15 protein-coding genes are annotated in these 19,178 nt (G+C 54.2%); 13 read left to right on the top strand and 2 right to left on the bottom strand.

Annotated features, from left to right (window positions below):
• Positions 1-10: 10 nt before the first annotated feature.
• Positions 11-373, bottom strand: coding sequence for a hypothetical protein (locus tag ACOQPU_RS23205; RefSeq protein WP_420642213.1), 363 nt, complete (start codon positions 371-373; stop codon positions 11-13).
• A gap of 151 nt (positions 374-524) precedes the next feature.
• On the opposite strand from ACOQPU_RS23205, the gene ACOQPU_RS23200 reads away from it, so the two are divergent.
• From ACOQPU_RS23200 to ACOQPU_RS23180, 5 genes are all read left to right on the top strand, one after another.
• The gene (locus ACOQPU_RS23200) at positions 525-3,758 is read left to right on the top strand and encodes a cyclic nucleotide-binding domain-containing protein (protein ID WP_420642212.1); all 3,234 of its coding nucleotides are present in this window, start codon (positions 525-527) and stop codon (positions 3,756-3,758) included.
• Positions 3,759-3,907: 149 nt separating this feature from the next.
• Positions 3,908-4,141 carry a hypothetical protein gene (locus ACOQPU_RS23195; protein WP_420642211.1) on the top strand — a complete coding sequence of 78 codons (234 nt, stop codon included), beginning with the start codon at positions 3,908-3,910 and terminating at the stop codon, positions 4,139-4,141.
• 40 nt (positions 4,142-4,181) lie between these two features.
• A complete protein-coding gene (locus tag ACOQPU_RS23190; protein ID WP_420642210.1) occupies positions 4,182-4,565 on the top strand; it encodes a c-type cytochrome in 384 nt (127 codons plus the stop codon).
• Between the two features lie 35 nt (positions 4,566-4,600).
• Complete coding sequence (locus tag ACOQPU_RS23185) at positions 4,601-5,116, top strand: putative immunity protein (protein ID WP_420642209.1); 516 nt, start codon at positions 4,601-4,603, stop codon at positions 5,114-5,116.
• Positions 5,117-5,294: 178 nt separating this feature from the next.
• Complete coding sequence (locus ACOQPU_RS23180) at positions 5,295-7,532, top strand: parallel beta-helix domain-containing protein (RefSeq protein WP_420642208.1); 2,238 nt, start codon at positions 5,295-5,297, stop codon at positions 7,530-7,532.
• Between the two features lie 58 nt (positions 7,533-7,590).
• Here the strand turns inward: ACOQPU_RS23180 and ACOQPU_RS23175 are convergent, their stop codons facing one another.
• Positions 7,591-8,919 (bottom strand): hypothetical protein, encoded by a 1,329-nt coding sequence (locus ACOQPU_RS23175; protein ID WP_420642207.1) that lies wholly within the window; start codon positions 8,917-8,919, stop codon positions 7,591-7,593.
• 234 nt (positions 8,920-9,153) lie between these two features.
• Here ACOQPU_RS23175 and ACOQPU_RS23170 point away from each other — a divergent pair, with 234 nt between their 5' ends.
• The 8 genes from ACOQPU_RS23170 to ACOQPU_RS23135 all read left to right on the top strand — a co-directional run bounded on the left by ACOQPU_RS23170 (position 9,154) and on the right by ACOQPU_RS23135 (position 19,141).
• Positions 9,154-9,426 (top strand): hypothetical protein, encoded by a 273-nt coding sequence (locus ACOQPU_RS23170; RefSeq protein ID WP_420642206.1) that lies wholly within the window; start codon positions 9,154-9,156, stop codon positions 9,424-9,426.
• A 488-nt stretch (positions 9,427-9,914) separates the two neighbouring features.
• Entirely contained in the window at positions 9,915-10,883 is a 969-nt protein-coding gene (locus ACOQPU_RS23165; RefSeq protein WP_420642205.1) for an RIO1 family regulatory kinase/ATPase, read from the top strand.
• A gap of 4 nt (positions 10,884-10,887) precedes the next feature.
• Positions 10,888-12,720: an ABC transporter ATP-binding protein gene (locus tag ACOQPU_RS23160; protein WP_420642204.1), complete on the top strand. Its 1,833-nt coding sequence runs from the start codon at positions 10,888-10,890 to the stop codon at positions 12,718-12,720.
• Positions 12,717-13,334 (top strand): zeta toxin family protein, encoded by a 618-nt coding sequence (locus ACOQPU_RS23155; protein ID WP_420642203.1) that lies wholly within the window; start codon positions 12,717-12,719, stop codon positions 13,332-13,334. Before ACOQPU_RS23160 ends, ACOQPU_RS23155 begins: the two co-directional genes overlap by 4 nt.
• Positions 13,327-15,213 (top strand): ABC transporter ATP-binding protein, encoded by a 1,887-nt coding sequence (locus ACOQPU_RS23150; protein ID WP_420642202.1) that lies wholly within the window; start codon positions 13,327-13,329, stop codon positions 15,211-15,213. Before ACOQPU_RS23155 ends, ACOQPU_RS23150 begins: the two co-directional genes overlap by 8 nt.
• A 7-nt stretch (positions 15,214-15,220) precedes the next feature.
• Positions 15,221-17,008: an ABC transporter ATP-binding protein gene (locus ACOQPU_RS23145; RefSeq protein ID WP_420645865.1), complete on the top strand. Its 1,788-nt coding sequence runs from the start codon at positions 15,221-15,223 to the stop codon at positions 17,006-17,008.
• Between the two features lie 76 nt (positions 17,009-17,084).
• Complete coding sequence (locus ACOQPU_RS23140; RefSeq protein ID WP_420642201.1) at positions 17,085-18,113, top strand: GNAT family N-acetyltransferase; 1,029 nt, start codon at positions 17,085-17,087, stop codon at positions 18,111-18,113.
• A gap of 32 nt (positions 18,114-18,145) precedes the next feature.
• Positions 18,146-19,141: a GNAT family N-acetyltransferase gene (locus ACOQPU_RS23135; RefSeq protein WP_420642200.1), complete on the top strand. Its 996-nt coding sequence runs from the start codon at positions 18,146-18,148 to the stop codon at positions 19,139-19,141.
• Positions 19,142-19,178: the final 37 nt, after the last annotated feature.

The following is a 19,178-nucleotide window of genomic DNA, read 5'->3' as shown; positions in this document are numbered from 1 at the left end:
GGATGGTGGTTTACGCTTCTGCCTCTTCGCTATTGGCCGAGTCCTCTGCGGCTGCTTTGGCGGCAGCAGCCTCGGCTTCAGCCGCCTCATACGCTTCCTGCGTCATAAAACGGCCGCCCGAAATTTCGTGGCTGGTCATCTGGTAGCTGCTATCCAGCTGCACCACCGTCTGAATCCGCCGAAAACAACGATTATCCACGATGGTTTTGTGCCACTCGTAGCCGCTGCCCGTGTTCTGCAAATCATGCTGCTTATCGGCACGAACCTTTACCCGGCTGCCACAGTTGTCGCACAACACGTAAAAATAAACGCCCTGCTTGTCCACATATTTTTTCGGCTCGCCCCCGCCAAATAGTTTTTTCAGGAATCCCATCTCTTTTCTCCTTCGTATTTTTAGTGGTTGGTGGTTAGTGGCTGGTCACCTTTACTAGCCACTAACCACCAGCCACTGGGTTGATTATACCCAACTTTTTTCACGCAACTTCCCCCTTCACCATACCCATGAGGCATGTTAAACTTACATTATGTCCACCGAGCAATTTTGGCACGCGCTTGAAGACGCTACCAACCCCACCGCTTACAAACCTCGGCGCAACCCACAGATTGTGGTTTCGCAGCTGCAATCCCGCACAGAAACTTATTACGTCATTAAAGAACCAGAAACCAAATCATACCTCCGGCTAGGTGAGGAGGATTATGCGCTTTGGTGGCAAATGAACGGCCGTAAATCCATCAAAGACCTGTTGTTTTACAGCCTCCGTCGCTACCAAACCCTGCCCATTGGTCATCTCACAGCGTTAATTGGTGAATTGAAAGACGGCCGTTTTCTACAGGCTCCTAACGTGAAGGTGTACGACCAAATCGAAGCTGAGCTAGCCGCCCGCGCACCTACCAGTCGTGGCCAAAAGCTGCTGCGAGGCTTCCTCTACACCGAGGTGGCCACCTCTGGCCTGGATGATTTTTTTACCCCCCTTTACCAGCGACTGAAGCTACTCTTTTGGCCCGTTGGCCAAACATTGCTTTTTTTGCTGGTGTTGATGGGCGGATTTGCCTTTGGTCTGAGCTATTTTGGCAACAGCTTTAACTTTGCAGGCAGCGGTTTCGGGGTAATCACGCTCATCATTGCCAACGTGATTGTCATTGGCCTGCACGAAGTGGCCCACGGCCTGATGACCAAACACGTGGGACGCGAGCTGGATCGCGGTGGGTTTTTGCTCTATTGGGGATTACCTGCCTTTTTTGTAGACACTCGCGACACCTGGCTTTCGCCCAGGATGGATCGTATTAAAGTTTCCTGGGCCGGGCCGTATTCTGGGCTGATGATCGGTGGCCTGATGGGGGTTTTGCTGCTAGGACTCACGGCTTATGACAGCAGTTTGCAGCAATCAATCCTCGCCACCTTCCTGTTCCAGGTCGGCTTTTTAGCATACCTGAGCGTGATTGTAAATTTGAACCCGCTGCTAGAGCTAGACGGCTACTTTATGCTGATGGATTGGCTAGAGATGCCCGGCTTGCGCGACCGCGCTTTCCAATTTCTGCGGCACGAAGCCTGGCCTCGTTTGCGCGAGACAGGCTCTCTCCAAAAGTTTTGGCAATCGCTGTCGCGCCCAGAACGCATCTTCTTGCTTTTTGGCATTTTGGCTCTCATCTACTCTGCCTTTGCCCTTTGGCTGGCATTTACCTTTTGGGAAGGGTACGTGCGCGGCTTTTTCCTGGGTCTGTGGGACAGCGGCCAGTGGTGGGGCAAATTGGCGGTGGGGTTGATGACGGCCGTATTCATTCTACCTGCCGTCTATTATCTGGGGCTGTACGGCTGGAACCGCATTCAGGCCGGGTTAGAGTGGCTAGCCCGCCGCCAATTGCTGGCGCGGACCGATGTGCTGGCTCTGCTGCTCGGTCTGCCCATTATCCTCGGCGCACCGCTGCTGTTTTTCCTGCTGAATCGGCTGACGCCCACGCAAGTTAACTTTTGGCAAGGTATCTTTACCTGGCTGCTGCACATCGGCACCGGAGCGGCCCTGATTGGCGTGGCGCGGCAGCTGCCTGGTTCTCGTTTTCAATGGGCGTTGTGGTCGTTAACGGCCGTTCCCTTCACCCTCGCCCTCGCCTGGATTAGCCCCGGCACGTTTGGTCGCGATTTAGCCCTTATCGCCACTGCGGGCGCAATCTTTGCGGCGGGCATTGTCTCCTGGTTCACCATCAACCACAGCTTTTTGGCGGCTACTGATCGTTTGCTGATGGCACTGTTCATTTTGCTGGGCATCGGCACCTACACGGGGATGACCTACTTTTTGGGGAGTGAGGTGTTGGCTGTGAACGGCCGTTGGCTCGCCACCACCATAATCTGTTTAGGCAGTACCCTAGGGTTAGCCCTGATGGGGCCACTGCTTATCAACTTTGCCCGCTCCCGCTTTGCCCTCCCCTGGGCCCTTTTCAGCCTTGCCATCCTCATCACTCCCTGGCTCCAGCTTTACCCTCAGCTAGATTTTACCCTCATCACCGTTTGGCTTTACGCTGCCCTGCTCTACTTGCTGCTCGGCACCCTCGCCCAATTTGCCCGCGCCGAGATGGCTGAAACAAGCGAGCCGGGCATCTTTAGTGAACGGCAGCGGCTCATTAGCAGCTTCAACCAATTTATGTTTGCCCTCTTCACCAGCTACGAAGCCATCTTTGGCCAACGGCGGCTGGCGGCTATCCAAAGCCAGATGGCGGCGTTAGGGCCACTTGACCCCGACGCCACCATTCTGGAGCTAGGCCAACATGCCCAACGTACCTTGCTCCTGGCCGTGGATCGCCTCGACGATCTGGCAGGCACGCCATTTACCCGCAAAGCTGGGCAAGCAGCCTACGACAGCCTCGACTGGCTAGATGCAGAAACGCTAGCCCGCCATGTTTTGTCAGAAACCGAATGGGGCACGCAGCTAGCGCAGGGCTTCATTCAGGCGCGCGACAAGCGCACCGAACTCATCCGCCAAGCTGAAATCTTTGCCGGCTTTGACCAGGATGGCATCGATGAACTGCTCAAGGTGCTGCGCCGCTGGAATACGCGTGCCAATCAAACCATCGCCACCGCCGGACGGGAGGCACATCATTTTTATCTCATTGAAGAAGGTGAGGTCGGTGTGTTTCACGATGGTGTTCAGATGGCAACTTTGGCAGCGGGGGGGTATTTTGGCAATGCTGCCCTGGCTGGCAGCGGCGATTACCAGTTCACCTACCGCGCTCTCACCCCGGTCACTACGCTGGTGATTGACCGAGACAATTTTGACCCCTTGCTCCGAGCAGACACCACCCTGGCCCAACAGGTTAGCTCCGGGGCGCAGGCCCGGAGTTTGCTGCGGCAAATGCCGCTTTTCAGCAGCCTTAGTCCGCAAGAGCTTGCCTCGGTAGATGCCCGTCTAGAGCCGCGCCGCATCGCCGCTGGGGAACAGTTTGTGCAGCAGGGTGCCGCCCGCACTCATCTATACATTGTTGCCGAAGGGGAGGTTGAGGTGTTTGTGACGGGGGAAGGCAAGGAGCGCATCATTGGCAAGCTGGGGCCGGGCGAGCATTTTGGCGAATACGCCCTCTTTGCCGACACGCCGTACCATGCCAGCGTTCGCGCCGTGGTGGAAAGTCGTCTCCTACTGCTAGACGAACCCACCTTCGACGACCTCGTCGCCACCTGCGAGCGCATGACGCATTACGTGGAGCAAATTGGAAGCGGCCGTCTCATTGCCACCCGCCGCCGCGCTACCCCCGCTGCCCTCATTTCATAGTGCAAGCAAAGAAGTTGAACTTTTGGCAAAAGTTCAACTTCTTTACTTCCCCTTGCCATCCCCACCGCTTGCCCGTAAAATCAGCGCATAATAAATTACCATTCCGCAGGTCAATTATAAAAATTGACTTACTGCTTGAGGATACATTCATGGACGCAGAAGCAACCAAACGCGCTACACAAAAAAAGGCGTTAGAAAATATTAAAAATGGGCTCGCTACCAAAGTCCGCATTATGACCAACCGGGATTGCTGTCCTGCCTGCCGCGCCGCCGAGGGTGCTTACGAGTTCGACGAAGCCCCCGAACTGCCGCTGGAAGGCTGTTCCCATCCAGACGGCTGCCGCTGCTCGTACGCGCCGGTTCTGGACATGTTTGGCCCGTAAAGGATAGCCATCAAAGATTTTCAACTACTTTTCCCGCCCGATGCTCAATCACTTCAAACAACTCCTCGTCTTCGGCCTGTTTTTCCTGGCCGCCTGTGGTGGAGGGACAGAGCCAACCGCACCACAGCCGACGCTCAGCCCGCAGGCACAACAGGGCAAGCAAGTATTCTCCCGCGACTGTGGCGCGTGCCACAGCACTTCCCCAGACACGATTATCGTTGGCCCATCGCTGGCTGGCATTGCCAGCCTTGCCGAAACTCGCGTGGAAGGGCAAGACGGCTACACCTACCTGCTCACCTCCGTGATGCAGCCAGAAGCCTATTTGGTGGAAGGGTACGAAAACCTGATGCCAGCCTCCCTTAGCAAACAGCTCACTGGCGAAGAACTGGATGCGGTCATTGCCTATCTGCAAACACTTGAATAGTTGCTGGGCGGATGTAAGTTGAAGGAGTGCAAAGGATGATCCTCCCGAAAAACCGAGACCCCCGTTTCGTCACGATTCGCCGGGGTGGGACCCTCACCGATTCAGATCATCACCTACTAGCCCTGTGGGCAGCATTGTGCGCCGAACACATCCTCGATCTCTTTGAGTCAGCCCGGCCCGATGACCCGAGACCACGTCAGGCGATTGAGCAGGCCCGCACCTGGGTACGTGGCAAGATCACAATGGCCGAGGCTCGCAGAGCAGCTTTTCATGCAAACGCCGCGGCCAGCGACCTGAGCGGATCAGCACGGTATGCTGCGTATGCAGCCGGCCAGGCGGCAGCCGTCGCACACGTCGCAGCGCACGAGCTTGGTGCGGCCGCCTATGCGATCAAGGCCACGCGTGCTGCTGCGCCGGAAGGGGAAGGCGAAAACGCAGGGCGACTCGAGTGCCAATGGCAGCGCGACCAGCTTCCGAAGGCAATTCGCGAGCTCGTTCTTGATGACCAACGATTGCGGAACCACCTCTGCTGGTCTGTGTTCGACTGCTGAGAGCCCAACAGAAAAACAACTCTGCCCAATAAACGCGCCAAACATATGTAGCAAGCTAACTCCACCCATTACGTATGCGCGGGGTTCATTGGCAACACATTGGTTGCTAGGGGATAGTTGCTGGTACAATTCGCTAACAACTAGCAAACTAAAACTATCAACTGAAGAGGAGAATCCCATGTCCACTGTTCTGAAATGGATCGTTCGCATTTTTGGCGTGCTAATTGGCGTGCTGTTGATCATCTTTTTGGTCGCCTCGGCCATTCCGGCTCTTGCTGACCCCGACGTTGGCGATGATCACGGTGCGGGGGCCAGTAGCGTGCAGCCATCGTACACTGGTTTGCAGCGTGAGTTTCCGGCTTTGAATGAAACGGCCGCAAATCCCACCACCGACGCTAAAGCGGAACTGGGCTATCTCCTCTTCTTTGATCCAGTCCTGTCAGAAAACAACGATATTGCCTGCGCCACCTGCCACCAACCAGATTTGGGCTTTGCCGATGGACTGCCGCTGGCTATTGGTGCAGATGGCACTGTGCTTAGTCGCAACACCCCCGGCTTGTGGAATGTTGGCTATGCGCAAAACTTGTTCTGGGACGGCCGTCTCGACTCCCTCGAAGTCCAATCAGAAATTCCCCTCACCCACCCAGATGAGATGGGTGTAACCGATACCGCGGCACTGGTGGCGGAAGTTGCAGCCATTGGGGAGTACGCGTCCATGTTCGACACCGCCTTTACCGATGGCGTGACATTGGAAAATATCGAAAATGCGCTGGCGGCATTCCAGCGCACGCTCATCAGCAATAACAGCCCATTTGATGAGTACGCGGCAGGCAATGTGGACGCCCTAACCCCCAGCCAGCGGCGCGGCCTGGCTCTGTTCCGCTCCGGCGCGACGCGCTGCTTTGAGTGCCATACGGCGCCCACCTTTGCCAACGACACGTTCCGCGTGGTGGGTGTACCCAGCAATGATCCGGGGCGTGCGGCCGTTTCCGAAGATGGTGCGGAGGGTGCGTTCAAAGTGCCATCACTGCGCAACATCGTCCTGACGGCCCCGTACATGCACAACGGTTCACTGGAAACATTGGAAGATGTGGTTGATTTTTACGCCGATGGCGGCGGTCGCCTACATGGGCAGGAAAATGTGGATGTGTTTGTGCAGGGATTCGACCTGACGGATCAGGAGCGGCTCGATTTGGTGGCCTTCCTGTATGCCCTGACGGATGAGAGTGGGTTGCCTGCGGTGCCAACGGCCGTTCCCTCTGGCCTCCCCGTCATCGAACCTGCCGACAATCCGGCCCGCGCTGAGGTGGCGGCGCACAATGTGGGTGACAACACCGGGATCGATTTGGGCGACCGGGAACCGATGACGATTGTGGTGCAGGCAGGGGAAAGTGTGCAAACGGCCGTAGATCGCGCTCGTCCCGGTGACACAATCGAAATCCCCTACGGCCTTTACCACGAACGCGTCGTCATCGACATCAACGACATCACCCTGCGCGGCATTCCCAACGATGCGGGCGAGTGGCCCGTTTTTGACGGCCAGGGCAAACTGACCGAAGCAGTCATCGCCTCCGGCAACAACTTCACCGTCAGCCATTTGGACGTGCGCAACTACACCGACAACGGCGTTCTGGTAGAAGGAGTGACCGGCGTCCATTTCCATGATATTTATGCTGAAAATGTGGGCACCTACGGCGTCTACCCCGTCCGCAGCACCGATGTTTTGATCGAGCGCGTGGAAGTCACGGGCGTGGATGATGCGGGCGTGTATGCTGGACAATGTGAAAATGTGATTGTGCGCGACAGCGTGGTGTACGGCAACGTGCTGGGCATTGAGCTAGAAAATACGATTAACGGCGAAATTTACAACAATCACGCCTACGACAACACCGTGGGCATCTTCGTGGTGCTGCTGCCCCAACTCACCTCCAAAATCTCCGCCAACACGCTCGTCTACGACAACATTGTGGAAGACAACAATCATGAAAACTTCGCCCCGCCCGGAGCCATTGCTGGCATCGCCCCCTCCGGCGTGGGCATTTTGCTACTGGCTACCGACAATGCCGAGGTGTACCACAACGAAATCCGCAACAACAAAACCACGGGCGTCGCCGTCTTTAGCCTCACCAGCACCGGTGCGTTTGACACCAACGAGGTAGACGTGGGACCGCTGCCAGAAGGCAACTGGGTGCGCGACAATATCTATGAAAACAATGGGTATGATGCGGACCCGTTTGTGCGCGATTTGGGCATTCCCACGGCCGATATTTTGTGGGACGGCACGGGGATGAACAATCGCTTTAACGAAGAAAGTGCGTCGTCGTTCCCGCCGCTGGTGCCAGGCGATGGCTGGCCCAACTTTGTGCGGCGCGGCTACACGAATATTCTCGGCTTTTTAGTCAGCCAGCTCCTGTAACCCCGTGGCCGCGGATTCTTTCCACATACAAACCGCGCGGAAAGAATCCGCGGCTACATTATTCTGAGGGCATGAGGGCTGCCACGCCCCAGAATGGGCCGGGGCAATCAATCTTGTTTTCAAAGAAACGGTAATCCTCTGCTGTTTTTTCGCTTCCCGGCAGCGTAATTTCATCCCCCACGGCAAACATCGCCGCCTCAATGCCATTGCCGCGAAACACAATTTGCAGCGGATCGGTATCTTCGTTTGGCCAGATGTTAGGTGGCCAAAGAATCGTGTAGCCGTTCACGCGGAAACAGCTCTCATCGACTGTCAAAACGCCGCTGAGATTGCCTTCATCAACAGCCCATTTGGATTGAAAGTAGAAAATAGCATCACCCGCAGGCTGGACGTAAATATCGGGGATGGCTTGCTCGGCCACTGTTTCGATGCCGCCCAAAATCCAGTAAGGACCAGAACACGCTTCGGGCATCTCTGGCTCAGCGATGGCGTTGCTTTCGCCACCGCCCATGCGCGTCCATTCCCCCACGCGGCCGACTGGTTCGCCCTCGCCATTCAACACTGTAATTGCCTCTTCACTGATCTCCAGCGAAAAATCGTAATGCCAGATGACAATCGGTGCTTCAGTGAGCGACACGCTTTCATGCTGCACGCGCAGACAGCCATTGTCATCTAGCACGAGCGTACCCTCCAGCAGCGCGTCCATGCCCGCTACGGCTGGTGCCTGGCGGGGGAAGTAGATGATTTGACCTTCTGGCCCACTGTACTCATCCAATCCACCCGAATTGCTTGCCGGGATATTATCGGGGTCGATTGGTTCCACCGTAACCATCGGCGGCAGTTCAAAACCAGCGTCGGCCACAGCTCGCTCGAACAGTTCCGGGTTGCCCACCGTGAGAAAGACGCGGTTCTCCATTACGTCCACACCACCGGCGATGGACATCGGTTCTAGCTGAGCCACAATGTCGAACGCTTCGCGCTGGACGGCTACCAGTTCAGCCAGGGTATATTGGGCGGTGCGAATCTCAATTACGTCACTTAGCTGAGGGTAGGTTTGTAGATACGGCCGTATCATCGCCTCCCCCTCCTCACCCACAAAGGCCACCACCACCTTGTATTCCGGCTCATGCTGAATCCACAAGCCAGCAAAACTGTCTGCTTCATTGGCTTCCAGAGCCGCTGCGAATTCACCGATTGCGTCTTGCAGGTTCAGGCGGCGCGACGCTTCTTCCAGGCTTATTCCTAAATCATCGGCAAAGGCTTGGGCATCGGGGTTGATTTCTGAGGTGGGTACGGCCGTTTCCACCAAATCCGGTTCTGCACCACCAGGCGAGCAAGCCGCCAGCAAAACAACAAACAACAAAATGAGCTTTCTTTCAAATTTCATCAACTTCCTCCATGCGGCAGGGAATATGTACACGCTTTGCCGCCAATCTTACATCCGCAACGCTGTTGGCTGCCAGAAAGTTCCACAGGGCAAACCAACCTGGAAATTGAGTTTCTCACAGAATTTGAGCAGCGTGCCGGAAAACGGCCGTTTTGCTTCGTTGATACCCCCACATATGTTCCGGAGCAATTCGTATCAGTGAAAAGTATCAGTTTGTAACAAGGAGAAAGTATCGTGAAAAGAGTAATTTTGTTCCTGGCACTATTCTTGGTAACGGTGCTGTTGCTTTCGAGCTGCACCAACGACAGCAACAGCCCAATCCCTGAGAGTGGCACTCAGGTTACCCACGTTTTAGACACAGCTGTGTTTCTGCAAGCAGCAAAAGACCTTCAGGAAGATTGTGAACGAATCGGTGGCTGCACTTGCTTCATGGATGGCATTCAAACCACTTGCTCACTTGTCTTTGCCTGTTTAGATGCTGGTTTTTGTGAGCTTGTTCGAGAATAGTTAACTCACGGCAACTGACCGCTTCAGGCTCTACTATGTAGCTATTTTGCCTGCGCAGGCAATCACCCTTGATATGGGGGAAAGTGTTAGAAACGTCAATTTTTGCTACTTGACCGACCAAAAAAGGCATGGTAGACTGTTCGCCGTAGAAAAAAATTGCGCTAAAATCCTTAAAGGAGGTACCCACAAGATGGCAAAAGTGAAAAGCAACATCTTCGGAAACGTAATCTTACGTTGTGTGGGTACACCTGTTAACTGCTAAGAATCCAACTCGAACCATTGGATGAAATTGCGGCCACGGGTGTACAAGCCCGTGGCTTTTTTGTTGCCTGTTAACGGCAACTCCGGCCACCATCACATGACCCTGATCGGTGGCTTTTTGTTTCTCTCACCCCAATCGTCAAGCCAACAAAAGCCACATTCTTCTAAGTTCCTAGCGGCTAGGGGCTGGTTATAGTAACCAGCCCCTAACCACCAAAACTAAAATAATGAACAAATTTGAGGCTTTTGAAAAATACGAAGCATACCAATTTTACGACAACAGCCGGAAAGCGCGGCGCAATCGTCCCGGCCCCAAAAAGAAGAAAGATCGTCGCACCGAGAAAAAAGTGCGCCAAATTCAAAAAGAGCTGCGCACGATGGATGACGGCATTGAAAGTTGGGTACCCAGCTACGCCAAAGCATTAGACCCCAAGCACCACGAACGCCAATGGGTGATTGAGTCGGTGGGCTATTTTTACCGCGAGCAAATCATCAGCGATGTGACCCGATTGGTGAAAGGCGGCAAGGAGGCCAACGTGTACGCCTGCACTGCGCATCCAGCCACGGGCCTGGTGCTTATTGCGGCCAAGCTGTACCGGCCACGCGAACTCCGTCACCTGAAAAATGATGCTATTTACAAGGCTGGTCGCCAACTGCGTGATGCCGAGGGCAAGCAGATAAAAGGGCGGCGGGTGAAACTGGCTCTAAACAAAAAAACGAGCTTCGGCAAATCGGTGGATATTCAATGGTGGATTGGCAATGAGTACCGCACCCAGACGCATCTGTACCAGGCCGGTGCCAACGTGCCTAAACCAATCGGCCATCAGGGCAATGCCATCCTTATGGAATACATTGGGGATGAATATGGCCCAGCACCCACTCTGAGCGAGGTGCGCCTGCCAGCAGAAGAGGCTGAACCGCTGTTCCGTCGCATTATGGAGAATGTTTGGCTGATGCTCGACAATCACCTGATTCACGGTGATCTCTCTGCCTACAACATTTTGTATTGGGAAGGATCGGTTTACCTGATCGATTTTCCGCAGATGGTAGAGGCGCGGCATAACCCACACGCTTATGAATTGCTGGAGCGGGACATTACGCGGGTGTGCGATTACTTTGCCAGCTATGGTCTTGAGCGCAATCCGCACCAGCTAGCGCGTGACCTGTGGGAACCATACATGGGGCCAGGAGGGTAAGTGCATGGAAGCAAAATCAGAAATGAATCATTGGCAAATGTTGTGGCGGTATTTACGGCCGTATCATCGACGCTTGGCTGGCTTAGGTGGACTGTTGGCTACTAGCATTGGTCTGCAACTGTACGCACCACAAATTTTGCGCGACTTTTTAGACGCGGCCGAATCTGGCGCGGCTGTTCAGCTGCTCATCACGTTGGGAATCGTTTTCTTTATCGTAACTGTGGCACAAAAAGCGGTCGCGTTGTGGACAACTTACCTCAGTGAAGATTTGGGCTGGGCGGCCACCAATAGTCTGCGGGCAGACCTGACGGAACACACGATGCGTCTAGATATGGGCTTTCATAAGCTGCAAACGCCCGGTGAGCTAATTGAACGCATCGATGGCGACGTGAGCAACTTGGCAGAATATTTTTCACGACTGGTGGTGCAGCTGGTGGGCAACAGCCTGCTGGTTGTGGGTATTTTGCTGCTGCTGTTCCGCGAAGATTGGCGCGTGGGGCTTGTTGGCCTAGCTTATGCCCTGCTAACGCTGGGGTTGCTGCAACTCATTCGCAAACCGACAGTGAATGTGTGGCGAGACGTGAGTAAAGCGTATGCCAAAATGCACGGCTATGTGGAAGAGCGCATTGGCGGCACCGAGGACATTCGTGCCAACGGCGGTGAGCTGTATGTTTTCAACAAACTGTATCCGCTGCTGGCAGATGTCGCTAAAAGCCGCGTTCGGGCAGATCTGATTGGGGGCTACACCTTTAGCAGCAGCTACATGCTTTATGTTTTGGCAATTGTGGCAACGCTGGCGTTGGCAGGGACGCTCTTTTTACAGCGGCAAATCACCATTGGTACTTTGTTTTTGCTGGTAGCTTACGTGCGGCTGATGGAGTCGCCAATTAAATATATACGGCGGCAAATTAGTGCCATGCAGCGCGCGATTGCCAGCGTCGGGCGCATCAATGAGTTTTTGCGTTTGGAAGCGGACGTGAAGGAATCAGTTTCTGACAAACTACCTGAACGAGCAACGGCCGTCTCCTTCCAAAATGTCTCCTTCGCCTATAAAGATCAGTTATCTGTAAGTAGCGAGCAGTATCCAGTAAACAGTAACCAATCTCCAATCTCCAATTTCCAGTCTCAAAATGTGCTGCACGACGTGACGTTTGAACTGAACGCTGGCAAAGTCCTTGGCTTGCTGGGGCGCACGGGCAGCGGCAAAACAACAATCACGCGGCTGCTGTTTCGGCTGTATGACGTAGACACGGGCAGCATCACCCTGGACGGTGTTGATTTGCGACAAGCCAGCTTGAGCGACGTGCGGCGGCACATTGGGCTGGTGACGCAGGAAGTGCAGCTGTTCGCCGCCTCCGTGCGGGACAATCTAACGCTGTTCCGCCGCTACGACCCCACCAAGTCACCCATTCCCGATGCCAAGATTGAAGCCGCGCTGGAAACGCTGGGGCTGGGGGAGTGGTTTGCCAGCCTGCCAGATGGTTTGGACACTGAGCTAAAAACGGGCGGACGGAGATTATCGGCGGGGCAGGCGCAACTGCTAGCATTTACCAGGGTCTTTTTGCGCGATCCGCAGTTGGTCATTCTGGATGAAGCGTCTTCGCGGCTGGACCCGGCGACAGAGCAGCTTTTGGAACGAGCCATTGATACGCTGCTGCACGGCCGTACCGCCGTCATCATTGCCCACCGCCTGCGCACGGTGCAGCGGGCTGACGACATTTTGATTTTGGAAAACGGCCGTATCCAAGAACACGGTCCGCGCGTGCAGTTGCTCAGCAATTCTGACTCTCGATTCTCGCAACTGCTCCGCACCGGCATCGAGGAGGCGCTGGCATGACAAGCAACAAAGTGATTTTGATAGGTGGCGCACCGGGCGCAGGCAAAACGACGTTGGGCAAAGCGTTGGCTGTTAAGTTGGGTGTGACTTCACTAACAATTGATGATTTGGTAACGGCCGTTATTGCCGTTACCACCCTGGAAACACACCCCGGCCTTCATGCTCTGCGGAAAGGGCCGCACACACAATATTTCACCAACAGCTCCGTAGACCAGCTCATTGCCGATGCCACCCTGCGGCATGAAGGCAGTTGGCCAATGGTGCGGCAGCTCGTCCAAAAATATACCAAACAAAGGCGCGGCCTTGTCATTGATGGCTGGCACATGCGGCCAGAGTGGGTAGCAAATTTGCAGATGGAAAACGTGTGGGCAGGGTGGCTGGTGATTGATCCAGACGTTTTAGAAGCACGCGAATGCAAAAATGAGGCTTGGCTGGCAGGATCGTCCGATCCTGAACGCATGTTGCGCAACTTCATGGGCCGCAGCCTTTGGTACAACAGCCTCATCAAAGAGCAAGCTGAAGCGTCGGAAATGAATGTTTTGTATCAAGATGGCACAAAATCTGTAGAAGATCTGTGCCAACTTGTGTTAACCGATTTGGAGAATCATGAATAATAACTTGCCGATTAGAACTGGCACCTGGTCACTCATCCGCTACCGACCCTGGCATTTCGTGCTGAGCGTAGCAATGGCAATTTATGCAATGGGAATGCGGTTGGTACCGGGTTGGCTAGAAAAAAGTTTTTTTGATCAGCTGGATGGTGCGGTTGATACGGCCGTTTCCCTGTCCAACGCGCTCTGGACCCTGCTGCTGCTCATCATTGGTGTGGAACTAAGCCGGATGCTAACGGACATTTTGGGCAACTGGGGTGCTGCCAAGGTGCGAATGGCCGGACAGTCGGTAATGCGCATCAATATCTTGAAAAATATCCTGAGCAAGCCGGGGGCAGAACCACTTGCTGTACCCACAGGAGACGTTATTAATCGGATGGATGACGATCTGGCTGATTTTGCCGATTTTCCTACCTGGATTCCTGAGGTGAGCGGCCACGCTGCCTTCACCATTTTTGCCCTGATTATCATGTTCCGCATTGCGCCGGAGATTACGGCCGTTGCCATCCTGCCTCTCATCGGGGTGTTTTTCCTCACACGGTGGGCGTGGAGCCGCTTTTTAAGCTACGTGCGCATCAGCCGGGTGAGCGACAGCCGGGTAACCGCCTTTTTAGGCGAAACCTTTGGTGCTATCCAGGTTATCAAAGTGGCGGATGCAGAAAGTGGCGCAATTGGCTATCTGCGCGAGCTAAGCGACGCACGGCGCGAGGCCAATGTTCGCTTTGGGCTGTTCTGGGCTATCTTCCAATCTGTTTCAGATAACATGGGTGACGTGGCCGTCGCGCTCATGGTGGTGATGGCAGGCTTTTCGATGCGCGAAGGGATGTTCAGCGTCGGTGATTTTGTGCTATTCACGAGCTACCTTTTCTTTGTCTCTCGCTTTCCGGCACAAATTGGCAGCTACCTTTCCGAAATTGCCCAGCAGCGGGTGGTTCTGGATCGCTTACAGGAGGTCACGCCATCTGCTCCGCCAGAAAGCATCGTGGCCCATGTGCCCATCTACGAAGATGAGCCTGCACCCGTCATCCAGAAACCAGTTAAAACGGCGGTAGATCAGTTGATTTTGTTGGAGGTTGAAGGATTAGAATTTCAGTATTCAGTACAGACTGACCCACTGATTACTGACCCACCGTATACTGATTACTGGTCGCTCAGCGACATCAGCTTCACCCTCCCGCGCGGCAGCTTTACGGTGATTACGGGCAAGATTGGCTCTGGCAAGACAACATTGCTGCGAGTGCTGCTGGGGCTGTTGCCTGCCAGCGGGGGTGAGATAAGGTGGAACGGCCGTCTCGTCCAAAATCCTGCCACCTTCTTCACGCCGCCTCGCACGGCCTACACGCCGCAGGTACCACGCTTGTTTAGTGAACCGCTGCGGGACAACATCTTGCTAGGTTTGCCAAAAGACGGGTTGGACTGGGCATTGAAAACAGCCGTTCTCCAACCAGACATCGCGCAATTGGAAGCAGGGCTAGATACGATTGTGGGGCCGCGCGGCGTGCGGCTATCTGGCGGCCAGGTGCAGCGCACCGCTACGGCTCGAATGCTGCTGCGTCAGGCGGAGCTATTCGTGTTCGATGATTTGTCTAGTGCGCTGGATGTGGAGACAGAAGCGCAGCTATGGGAAGGTATTTTTAATGGAGACTGGAGATTAGAGATTGGAGATGACGCAGCCCAATCTCCAATCTCGCAGCCGCAGGCTGCCAATCTCCAATCTCCGACCTGCCTAGTCGTTTCCCACCGCAGCTCCGTCTTACAGCAGGCAGACCAGATCATTGTGTTGGCAAACGGCCGTATCGCCGACATCGGCACCTTGGATGAATTACTGAAAACCTCGCCCGCCATGCAAGCGTTGTGGCAGCAGGAGGTGATCAATGGGTAATGTAGAAATGGCAGCAGAACAGCCATTGCAGTGGAACGGCCGTTATAAGTTTGATTTTGGAAACGGCCGTGGCAAAAAATTCATGTCCTACTACAAACCGTACATGCGGCTATTTTGGGCAGATATGACCTGCGCCCTGATGGTGTCCGTCACGGCACTGCTGCTGCCGCTATGCGTCAACCACATCACCAAAAACCTGTTGGCCGAGCAATCTGCCAGCACCCTCAACCAAATCTATGGCATGGGTGCTGTGATGCTCCTGCTCATCATCGTACACACAGCTTGCAACATGTTTGTCGCCTACCAGGGGCACATGATGGGCGCGAAGATAGAGCGAGATGTGCGCCAAGAACTGTTTGAGCATGTCCAAAAGCTGTCCTTCAGCTTTTACGATGAGCAGAAAGTGGGCCAACTGATGACGCGCCTCAGCAATGATTCGTTCGACCTGGCTGAGCTATTTCACCACGGGCCAGAGGATATTGTCATTTCGCTGCTGAACTTTGCCGGCACGTTTGTCATCCTGCTCTTCATCAATGCCCAATTGGCCCTGATTATCTTCCTCTTTTTGCCGTTGATGGCCGTTTATGCAATTCACTTTAACAAGAAGATGAAGATTGCTCTGCGCCGAAGCCACGACCGAATCGGCGATATCAACGCCCAGGTTGAGGATACGCTTGCCGGCATCCGCGTTGTGAAATCGTTTACCAATGAAGCCATCGAAGCCGAGAAGTTCAGACGTGAAAACGGCCGTTTCCTGAACAGTAGGCGAGATAGCTATCGCAGCGAAACCTACTTTTACGAAGGGCTAATCGCCTTTACCCAACTGATGACCGTGGCTGTGATCATCTTTGGTGGCATTGGCATTGTAAGAGCTGGGCTGGATTTGCCCGACGTAATCACGTTCTTGCTGTACGTGGGCATTCTCATTGAACCCATTCGGCGGTACGGCAACTTTACCAGACTGTATCAGGAAGGCATTGCAGGCTTTGAGCGAATCATGGAGATTCTGGAGATAAAACCGGATATCCAGGACTCGACGAAGGCTATTGAGCTGGCCCGGGTGCAGGGGAATGTCATCTTCAGAAATGTGAGCTTCAAATATAACAAGGGACATACTTATGTTTTCAAGAACCTTTCCCTTTCAATAAAAGCCGGGGAGTTTGTGGCCCTGGTGGGGTCTTCGGGCATTGGAAAAACAACCCTTTGCTCCCTCATTCCCCGGTTTTATGAACCGAATGAAGGCACGATATTGCTGGACGGAATCAATATTCGGCAAATTCGCTTAGACACTTTAAGAAGCAATATCGGCATTGTGCAACAAGATATTTACCTGTTCGCGGGAACAGTTGCGGACAATATTCGGTATGGCAAGCTGGACGCCAGTGATGCAGAGATTGTGGCCGCCGCTAAAAAAGCTAACGCCCATGCGTTCATTATGGCCTTGCCCGATGGGTACGAAACGAACATTGGGCAGCGCGGTGTCAAGCTATCTGGTGGACAAAAACAGCGGCTTTGCATTGCCCGCGTCTTTTTGAAGAACCCACCCTTACTTATTTTTGATGAGGCAACAAGTGCCCTGGACAACGAAAGTGAGCAAGCAATTCAGGAATCAGTGGAAAAGTTGGCGAACGCTCGCACAACCATTGTGATTGCCCATCGGCTATCAACCGTGAGAAATGCTGAAAGAATCATTGTCTTATCGGAGCAGGGCATTGAGGAGCAAGGAACCCATGAAGCGTTAATCGAATTGGGTGGTAAGTATGCCGATTTGTACAACAAGCAGCTAAGTTTCTAGCAGCAATAAAAACGACAATGCGCCACAGCGCTGACAATTAGAGCATTGTGGCAATGTAACTTGGAGGAACCGTAACATGAATGCACCAACATTTGCTGAAAACAGCATAGCAGTAGACGACACACCTGCCGTGCCGGGGTTGCACTTTCGCCGATTCCAAGGTGAAAGCGACTTCCCCCAGATAGTGGCTATCTTTAACAACTCCCGTGAAGCGGACCAAACTGATTGGCTCAATACGGTGGGTGACGTTCGCGCCGATTACGAACATTTGACCAACTGTGATCCGTACACCGACATGATTTTTGCTGAAATCAACGGCGAACCTGTGGGCTACGGCCGTTGCTGGTGGCGCGATCTCCGGGAAGATGGGCGCGTCTACTATCTGTTTGTGCGGCTGCTGCCGCAGTGGCGCAACAAAGGCATTCGCCGCGCCATGCTGCGCCATCTTGAGCAAAGATTGCGCGACATTGGCCGTGAACACCCGGCAGATCAAGAGAAATTCCTTTCTGGCTGGGCCAACCAGGGCGAGAGTCATTGGCACACCCTGCTTGAAAGTGAAGGGTACAAAATTGTGCGGTATGGCTTTGATATGGTACGGTCGTCGCTAGACAACATCCCCCACTGTCCCATCCCCGAGGGCATTGAGATTCGGCGCGGTACGCTGGCCGAGTTTCGCCAAATTTGGGAGGCGGCGCGTGAAGCATTTCGCGACCATTGGGGCATGCCGGAGTGGCCCGAAGCATCGTTTGAGGCGTGGCCCAAATACCCCACCTTCAATCCTGATTTGTGGCAAATTGCCTGGGATGGGGATGAGGTTGTTGGCGGCGTGCTAAACTTCATCGACCCCGCCGAAAACGAAGAATTTGAGCGCAAGCGTGGCTACACGGAGACGATCTTTGTGCGGCGCCCCTGGCGCAGGCGCGGTGTGGCCAAGGCACTCATCAGCCGCAGCTTCCAGGTGCTTAAGGACGCTGGCATGGAAGAAGCAGCCTTGGGTGTGGATGGCGAAAGCCCCACCGGTGCGCAGCATTTGTATCGTCAACTGGGCTTTGTAGAAACAAAGCGAGGGGTAACGTTCTGCAAACCATTACTCTCTTTAGATTAAACCAAAGTTCGAGGCAACTAATGAGTATGCAAATGAATACAATTGATGTGGCGATGGAAACGGCCGTTCCCGGCCTGGTTTTCCGTCGTTATCACGGAGAAGAGGATTTTCCGGCGATGGCAAAAATTATCAACGAAAGCAACCGGGTTGATGGCGTAGAGTGGGTTGCCACCGTCGAAGAAATAGACAACGATTATCAGCATCTGACCAACTGTGACTCAGCGCAAGATATGATCGTGGCTGAAGTGCATGGGGAGATGGTCGGATACGGCCGTTGCTCTTGGGAGCAAGAGGTAGACGGCGACCGCATCTACTTCTATTTTGCCCACCTGCTACCTGCTTGGCGGGATGAAGGCATTCGCCGCGCCATGCTGCAATTCAACGAAGATCGGCTACGCGCCATTGCTGCCACCCACCCAAACGATGGCAAACGTTGGCTAGGCGGCTGGGCTGCGGAGACTGAAACGCATTGGGAAAATCTGCTGCTAACGCACGGATACAAACCAATCCGCTACTTTATGGAGATGGTGCGGCCAACGCTGGACGACATTCCCAATTTGCCCCTTCCGGCTGGCATTGAGGTACGGCGCGGTACGCTTGAAGCGTGGCGGCAGATTTGGGAGGCAATGCGAGAAGCGTTTCAGGATCATTGGGGTCATACTAAATGGCCTGAAGAGGAGTTCGTGGGCTGGAGCAAAGACCCTAACTTTAACCCCAATCTGTGGCAGGTGGCTTGGGATGGGGATGAAGTGGCAGGTGGGGTTCTCAACTTCATCAACCAGGTAGAAAATGAGACATACGACCGTAAACGTGGTTACACCGAAGACATCTTTGTAAGACGGCCGTGGCGCAAGCAAGGGTTGGCCAAAGCGCTCATTGCTCGTAGCTTTCAGGTGCTCAAAGATGAAGGGATGACCGAAGCAGCCCTCAGCGTGGATGCGGAAAATCCAACTGGTGCCGTGCGACTTTACACCGGGCTTGGCTTTGAAACCGTTAAGCAATCCGCCGCCTACCGCAAACCATTGTAATTTTCGTAGGGGCAAGGCAGTTGGCTAAAGATGGTGC

The sequence above is a fragment of the Candidatus Leptofilum sp. genome (assembly GCF_965223285.1).
Taxonomy (GTDB): Bacteria; Chloroflexota; Anaerolineae; order Promineifilales; family Promineifilaceae; genus Leptofilum.
The sequence above is the reverse complement of the archived record's forward strand: the minus strand, read 5'-3'. Positions and strand labels throughout refer to the sequence as shown.